Source organism: Rhodococcus sp. MEB064, assembly GCF_000834565.1.
Taxonomy (GTDB): domain Bacteria; phylum Actinomycetota; class Actinomycetes; order Mycobacteriales; family Mycobacteriaceae; genus Rhodococcoides.
In genome coordinates this window covers 82717-89149 of the sequence record NZ_JXQS01000025.1, presented here as the reverse complement: position 1 = coordinate 89149, position 6433 = coordinate 82717, and the positions used below count along the sequence as shown (strand labels likewise).

The following is a 6433-nucleotide window of genomic DNA, read 5'->3' as shown; positions in this document are numbered from 1 at the left end:
GATGAACAGCAGGATGCAGGCGCCGATGAGGCACGTGACGAAGCTGAAGATGATGCCGCCGCCCTGCACGTCGACACCGAAGGCGCGGAGGAGGAATCCACCGAGCAGGCCGCCGATGATGCCGACGACGATGTTCAGGATGATGCCCTGCTGGGCGTCCGTCTTCATGATCTTGCTGCCGATCCATCCGGCGAGTCCGCCGATGATGATCCAACCGATGATGCCCAGACCCAACATGATGGAACCTCTTTCGATTTAGCATGCTGCCCGAGGACCGGGCACGACTACTGACTGTGTCTACCCCGCGCTCACACTCAGCAAACGTTAAGACTTCACAGCAGCATCACGGTTCCGTGTCGGATCGATGTCGGCGGGTCTAACGAGGGGTGACCAGGAGAACCTGGTCGGTGTCGCCGTTGTCGGTGGTCACCAGGAGGGTCCCGTCGGGTTGCGCGGAGACCGTCCGGATCCGACCCTGCTCGCTGAGCGCCGGAATCGTGGTCTGCGAGATCACCGTGGATCCGTCGTCGCTGATGTCGAGCAGGAGAACTTCCTGACCCTTCTGCACTCCGACGGCGAGCATGCCGTTCCAGGCGCCCCAGGCATCTCCGTCGAGGAAGCTTGCCGACGCGGTCGCGATGGTGCTCGGACCCGAACTCCACACCGCATCGAGGGCGCCGGGGACGCGCTCGGGGTCCGTCATGGCGACCGATTCGTCGTATCCGGCGCTGCGGTCCGGGCGATACCCGTAATTCCCGCCGGCCACGAGGAGATTCACCTCGTCGTCGCGTGAGGTGCCCTGCTCGACGGAGAAGATCTGGTCGGAGCCCGGTCGGGCCGCCAATCCCTGAACGTTGCGGTGTCCGAGGGTGTAGACGGGGCTCGCCGGATCGGGGTTGCCGGGCGCGGGCGCCCCGGTCGCCGCGTCGATGTGCAGCACCTTGCCGCCGAGCGACTTCGGGTCCTGGGGCACGGTCCCCTGCGCGGAGTCGCCGGTGCCGATGAACAGCGTTCCGTCCGGCTGGGCCAGGACTCGGCATCCGCCGTGACGACCGGAGGTGACGGGAAAGCCCGAGATGACGGTGCGCGTCCGGGTCAGCGACGACCAGTCGTCCGACACGGTCCACGCGACGACTCCGATGGTCGGCGAATCTCCGTCGATGCCCTGGCACGAGTAGAGAGTGCGGTCCTGCGTGAAGTTCGGCGACAGCGCGAGTCCCATCAATCCCGTCTCGCTGCCGACGAACAGGTCGCCGAGGTCCGCGGACACCGGAGTCGGCTCGCCGCCGGGCCGGATGGCCGTGAATCGCCCGGCTCGCTCGTCGAAGAGGACGGTCCCGTCGGGGGCGCGGACGACGTCCCACGGGTGATCGAGACCGGACGCCACCGTGGTGACGTCGACGGTCGGCACGGCATCGGAGTCACCGGCGTCCGGAGCGGGCGCCTGCGAGGACGACGTGGTTGCCGACGGTGTACCCGCGGCCGGTGACGCGTCGGCCCCTTCGGCCGAGGAACATGCAGTCGCGGTGAGGGCGGCGGAGAGGGCGAGGCCGGCGAGGACGAGTCGGGTCATACCTTCACGGTACGAGCGCCCTCGGCGGCGGCCTTGATCTTCGTCAGTGTCTCGGTCATTCCCCGCAGCAGTTCCTTCTCGAAGTTCGCGGACCCACCGAGAGCCAGACGCACGGCGATGTTCGACACCGTGGACGTTCCACCCGGCGCCTCCCTGCGTTCCGTCACGCGCGTTCCGGTCTCGGTCGGTTCGAGGAAGTACGACCAGACGGTGTGGTTCTCGGTGATGCGGAACGCCAGGAGGCGCTCCGGCTCGAGCCGGACGACCGTGGACGACGTCGGCCACGCGAGCAGTCCGCGACGGTTCAGGTTCACCGTCCGGGTGCCGACGCGAAGAGGCCCGAAGACCTTCATCACGGCGCACTGCGGACTCCACTCGCCCATGCGCTTCAGGTCCGACACCACGGCCCAGACCGCGCTGGGGGGCGCATCGATGTCGATCGTGGCGGACAGCGGTGTGGCCATGGAAGTTCTCCCGGTCGTGTGAGGTGGCGAGGTGCGCTCAGGGTAGTAGGACGTCCACGACGTGCACTGCGACATCGTCCGCGGTGAGCGTCGTTCCCAGTGTCGTGTTCACCGCATCGGCGGTCAGACGGGTGAGCGCGAGTGCCAACTCGGACACGTCCTCGCCGTAGGGCACGGCCACGTCCAGGGACGCTCCGGTGCACCGGCGGCCCTCGACGTCGAGGTCGATCGCCCGCATCGTGCACGGCAGGTCGGCGACCGCGCGGGACACGGCCAGCAACACCAGGTGGTCCGCGATCCGCAACGAATCGCCCGCAGCACCGTCGGGGAACACGGCGTCGAGTGCTCGCGTGCGGCGAGCCGTCTTGCGGAGGGCGGCAAGAATCGCGGTGCTCGCCTCGACCCACGAGGGAACGTCCTCGTCGCGAAGTTCCTGTGCCGCTCGGGTCAGGACGGGATCTGCCGGATCGTCGATCTCGTCTAACGCCATGCCGCCATCCTCTCGCTCAACGTTCTTCGTGCTCGGGTGACCTGGCCACGCACCGCCGACGGCGACATGGACAGAACCTCCCCGATCTCGACGTGGGACATTCCCTCAACTTCCCGGAGTAACCAGCACGATCGCTGCACCTGCGGCAGGGAGGCGAGCGCCCGGCGCAACTCGGCCAGGAAACCACTTTCGGTCGCCCGCACCTCGGGGTCGTCGGACGCGTCGCTGACGGCGTCGTCGAACAACCATTCCTCGGCCGGGCGGGGGACTCGGCGCCGGGTGGCGTCGATCGCCTTGTGTGCGGTGATGCTGAACAGCCAGGTGCGCAGCGCGGAGTCCGACCGGTAGTTACCGAGGTTCTTCCACGCTGCGACGAACGCGTCCTGCACTACTTCCTCTGCAAGTCCTTCGTCGCGGAGCATGTTCCGTGCGTATCGGAACATTGCCGGGCCGTGAGCCGCGACGATCGCCTCGAACGCGACGCGGTCACCGATGACCGCGGCATCGACCAGCGCAGCGTCATTGTCCACGCGACGCATTCGATGCCCGAGGGTTGGAATGACTGTGCTGTGGCATACATCACAATAGCGCGCGTTTTCCGAGGCTCGCCCCGACCAACTCCTGTCGACAACGACATCGACTTCTCGATGACGCGCCACATCCGGCGCTCACTCGAATCCTTCGAAAGGACGACAGAAGATGACGACCGCCACCGGTTCCACCACCTCCACCGCGAACGGCACCCTGGACAAGACCGCCGACTCCTCCGGCGCGCTGGTCGCCTCGGACGGCCGCACCACCATCGCGGACGTCGTGGTCTCCAAGATCGCCGGCATCGCCACCCGCGAGGTCCAGGGCGTGCACGACGTGGGCGGCGGCGCCACCCGCGCCATCGGCGCACTGCGTGAGCGCATCCCGGGCGCCCGCGTCAACCACTCGCAGGGCGTGTCCGTGGAGGTCGGCGAGAGCCAGGCAGCCGTGGACATCGACATCGTGGCCGACTACGGAGTGTCGATCGCCGACCTCGCGACGGGCATCCGTCGCAACGTCATCGACGCGGTCGAGCGGATGACCGGACTGCAGGTGACCGAAGTCAACATCACGGTCCACGACGTCTACCTGTTCGAAGAGGAAGACACCCACGACGACGCAGCACCCGCCCGCGTTCGATGAGCCCCACGGCCCCGTCGGGTAGCGACCGCGCCGATCTCGTCGCGGACGCGGTGACGGCCGTGGCCGGTGTCGCGGCGTTGCACGGCGGAATGTTCGGCGAGATCGGCACGTACCTCCCCGGGAGGCGCGTGGCGGGTGTCGCCATCCGCGACGACGCGACCGAGATCCACATCGCCGTGACTCCCGACGCCGTCGTGCGGGAGACGGCCGACGCGGTGCGACGGGCCGTACGCGCAGTCGTCGACGCCCCGGTCCACGTGGTCGTCGAGGACGTCGCGGTGCCGGAGAACGAGGCGGAGTCGAACGATCCTCCCGCGGGTACTCTGCGCCCGTGACCGACGAGCAGCTGCCGCACGCCGACCGCGCCTACCGCGAGGCCCGGCGTGCGGCAGCTCGTGCTCACCACCCCGACGCGGGCGGCGATGCGCAGGCGCTCATCGATGCGCTCCGCGCCGTCGACGCTCGTTACGCCCGGTCGTCGAGTGTCGGGTCGACCCGTGCTACGTCCTCCCCGATCGTCGGACTGTCTCGCAGAAGCCTCCTGACCAGGCGTCTGAAGGCAGTGCGCTCGATGCTCCCGAGTCGACGCACCTACATCGACCTGCCCCGCACCGACATCTCGTAAGTCACCCCACTCTCGATCGGAGCACCATGACTTCCTCCACCATCGGTCTTCTCGCCGGTCTGCTGCTGGCCGTCGCGGCCGCCGCCGGCGGTTTCACCGGCTTCCTCGTCGCACTCGTCCTGGGTGCCATCGGGTTCGCCGTCGGCGCCTATCGCGACGGAAACTTCGACCCCGAGGCACTTCTCCGAGGTCGCGGCCGTGGCTGAGCCTGCCGACCTCCCCGCGTCTGCCGACATCCCCGAGGCCGGCGAGCTCGCCGATCCGGGCAGTCGGGGCACGCTGACAGTGCTCGACCGCGCGGTCGAACGCATCGCCGATGCGTCGCTGACGCGAACCAGCGGTGTCCTCACCGCCGGAGGCAGCTTCGGTCGTCGCCCCTCACGGGTGAAGGTGACCAAGCAGGACGATCACGTCCGTGCAGCGGTCGACGTGACCTCGCGGTGGCCGCTGTCCGCAGCGACCGTCGCCACCGACCTGCGTCGCGACATCGTCCGCGGCATGTCCGAGTCGGGCTTGACCACGGATTCCGTCGATGTCCACGTGGGTGACTTCGGTGACGTCGGGACCGCGTCCACGGCCGCCGACGCGACCACGGTCCCTGCGCCGCGTCCCCTCGCGACCCCGGCAGCGACCCCGCTCGCGATCATCCTGTCTCTTCTGCTGCTCGCCGGAGCTGCAGTCCTGATCCGCGACGGACTGGTCGGGCTGTCGGTGCTGACCGGAAGCGCGTGGACCGCCGATGCGCTCGACGCGATCGACGGCCTCACCGTGCAGTCCTGGATGTTCCCGGTAGGCATCGCCCTCGCGGTGATCGGTGCGCTCCTGGTGCTCGCAGCGCTCAAGTGGCGCGCACGCCGGTACCGCCCCAGCGGCATCGCGGACGACGTGTGGGTGCACAAGTCGGACGTCGCGTCGCTGACCGAGAAGGACGCCGCCCCCACCACGGACAGCGAGGACGCACGATGAAGCGCTCGACCGTGGTCCTCGACAGGCTCGGGGTCCTGATCATCGGCCTCGCCGTCGCCGCTCTCGGAGTCGCCGCAGTGCTGTGGAAGCAGGACCGCCTCGGCATCGAGTCGATCGACGCGTCGTCGGTCGTCGACCTGCAGGATCAGCAGTGGTGGCCGTGGGCGCTCCTGGGCGCAGGCGTTCTGGTGGCACTTCTGGTGCTGCTCTCGTTGCTGCGTCGACTCCCGTCGTCGAGCGGCCGCGACCTCGCGCTTCCCGTGACCGACGAACCCGACGGCACGGTGACGGTCGATCTGCGCGCCGTCACCAAGAAGGCGGCCGAGGCCGCGAGGGCCGTCGACGGCGTGAAGTCCGCACGATCGAGATTCCGTCGCGAACGCATCAGCGGTCGGCGAGTTCCGGTCATCACCGTCATCGCGCGAGCGGAGAAGGGTGCGGCGACGGCCACGGTCGCCCGTGACCTGGGTGACGTCCGCTCCGCAGTGGCATCGGTGGTCGGTGACGACGCCGTCGGCGTGCGGGTGCTCCTGTCCGGTTCGTGACAGACGACTCTTCGTGACAGACGACTAGAGGCTCAGTGCGGTGGCCACCACGGCGAGTGCCCCCGGAACGATCTGGACCAGGGCGCCGCGGAGAAGTCGACGGTCGGTGGCCAGCAGAACACTGCCCGCTCCGACCATCGACCCGGCCGCCAGGAAAATCAGCGCCGCGCCGACGTGGCGGTCACCGGTCACGAGAACGAGGGCACCCACGGCCGCACCCACCGCGAGGAACAGGTTGTAGAAGCCCTGGTTGAAGGCCCATCGCTCGACGACCTTCGCTTCGGCGTCGTCACGGACACCGAAGACGGTGCGTCCACGCGAGCGGAACACGACCGACTCGAGCACGAAGATGTAGGCGTGGAGCAGGGCGGCGATTCCCGCGAGGACGGCGGCGGCGGCGATCATGCGGGTCAGTATGCGCTGTCGGTGCCGACGCGTGTCATGTCCGCGTCACTGTGTTCTGTCACCGACATTCGCGAGGTCCACTGCGAACGCCGTCCGACGCGTACGCTTCGGGCCACGACCAGGGCTGTACATCGTTCGTGACTTCCCAGTCGTTACACAAGATCGATCCGGCGTCGTGTCGACGCCCCTCGT

12 protein-coding genes are annotated in these 6433 nt (G+C 68.4%); 6 read left to right on the top strand and 6 right to left on the bottom strand.

Going from position 1 to position 6433, the window contains the following annotated elements:
• The 5 genes from RU01_RS13060 to RU01_RS13040 form a co-directional block, all read right to left on the bottom strand.
• Positions 1-237, bottom strand: a 237-nt coding sequence (locus tag RU01_RS13060; RefSeq protein WP_042574986.1) for a GlsB/YeaQ/YmgE family stress response membrane protein, incomplete at its 3' end; no start/stop codon positions are given.
• Positions 238-376: 139 nt separating this feature from the next.
• Positions 377-1573: a PQQ-dependent sugar dehydrogenase gene (locus RU01_RS13055; RefSeq protein ID WP_042574985.1), complete on the bottom strand. Its 1197-nt coding sequence runs from the start codon at positions 1571-1573 to the stop codon at positions 377-379.
• The gene (locus RU01_RS13050) at positions 1570-2037 is read right to left on the bottom strand and encodes an SRPBCC family protein (RefSeq protein WP_042574984.1); all 468 of its coding nucleotides are present in this window, start codon (positions 2035-2037) and stop codon (positions 1570-1572) included. The genes RU01_RS13055 and RU01_RS13050 overlap by 4 nt, the downstream gene beginning before the upstream one ends.
• 37 nt (positions 2038-2074) lie before the next feature.
• Positions 2075-2527: a hypothetical protein gene (locus RU01_RS13045; protein ID WP_042574983.1), complete on the bottom strand. Its 453-nt coding sequence runs from the start codon at positions 2525-2527 to the stop codon at positions 2075-2077.
• Entirely contained in the window at positions 2518-3066 is a 549-nt protein-coding gene (locus tag RU01_RS13040; protein ID WP_042574982.1) for an RNA polymerase sigma factor, read from the bottom strand. The genes RU01_RS13045 and RU01_RS13040 overlap by 10 nt, the downstream gene beginning before the upstream one ends.
• Before the next feature lie 160 nt (positions 3067-3226).
• On the opposite strand from RU01_RS13040, the gene RU01_RS13035 reads away from it, so the two are divergent.
• Genes RU01_RS13035 through RU01_RS13010 form a run of 6 tightly spaced genes read left to right on the top strand, consistent with a single transcriptional unit; the run spans position 3227 to position 5836 of the window.
• A complete protein-coding gene (locus RU01_RS13035) occupies positions 3227-3700 on the top strand; it encodes an Asp23/Gls24 family envelope stress response protein (protein WP_042574981.1) in 474 nt (157 codons plus the stop codon).
• Positions 3697-4035: a hypothetical protein gene (locus RU01_RS13030; protein WP_042574980.1), complete on the top strand. Its 339-nt coding sequence runs from the start codon at positions 3697-3699 to the stop codon at positions 4033-4035. The genes RU01_RS13035 and RU01_RS13030 overlap by 4 nt, the downstream gene beginning before the upstream one ends.
• Complete coding sequence (locus RU01_RS13025; protein WP_042574979.1) at positions 4032-4325, top strand: hypothetical protein; 294 nt, start codon at positions 4032-4034, stop codon at positions 4323-4325. Before RU01_RS13030 ends, RU01_RS13025 begins: the two co-directional genes overlap by 4 nt.
• Positions 4326-4351: 26 nt before the next feature.
• The gene (locus RU01_RS13020; RefSeq protein ID WP_027506261.1) at positions 4352-4531 is read left to right on the top strand and encodes a DUF2273 domain-containing protein; all 180 of its coding nucleotides are present in this window, start codon (positions 4352-4354) and stop codon (positions 4529-4531) included.
• Positions 4524-5291, top strand: a complete 768-nt coding sequence (locus RU01_RS22160; RefSeq protein WP_052493272.1) for an Asp23/Gls24 family envelope stress response protein — start codon at positions 4524-4526, stop codon at positions 5289-5291. Before RU01_RS13020 ends, RU01_RS22160 begins: the two co-directional genes overlap by 8 nt.
• Positions 5288-5836, top strand: a complete 549-nt coding sequence (locus RU01_RS13010; RefSeq protein ID WP_042574978.1) for a hypothetical protein — start codon at positions 5288-5290, stop codon at positions 5834-5836. The genes RU01_RS22160 and RU01_RS13010 overlap by 4 nt, the downstream gene beginning before the upstream one ends.
• A gap of 24 nt (positions 5837-5860) precedes the next feature.
• Here the strand turns inward: RU01_RS13010 and RU01_RS13005 are convergent, their stop codons facing one another.
• Complete coding sequence (locus RU01_RS13005) at positions 5861-6241, bottom strand: DUF1304 domain-containing protein (RefSeq protein WP_042574977.1); 381 nt, start codon at positions 6239-6241, stop codon at positions 5861-5863.
• Positions 6242-6433: the final 192 nt, after the last annotated feature.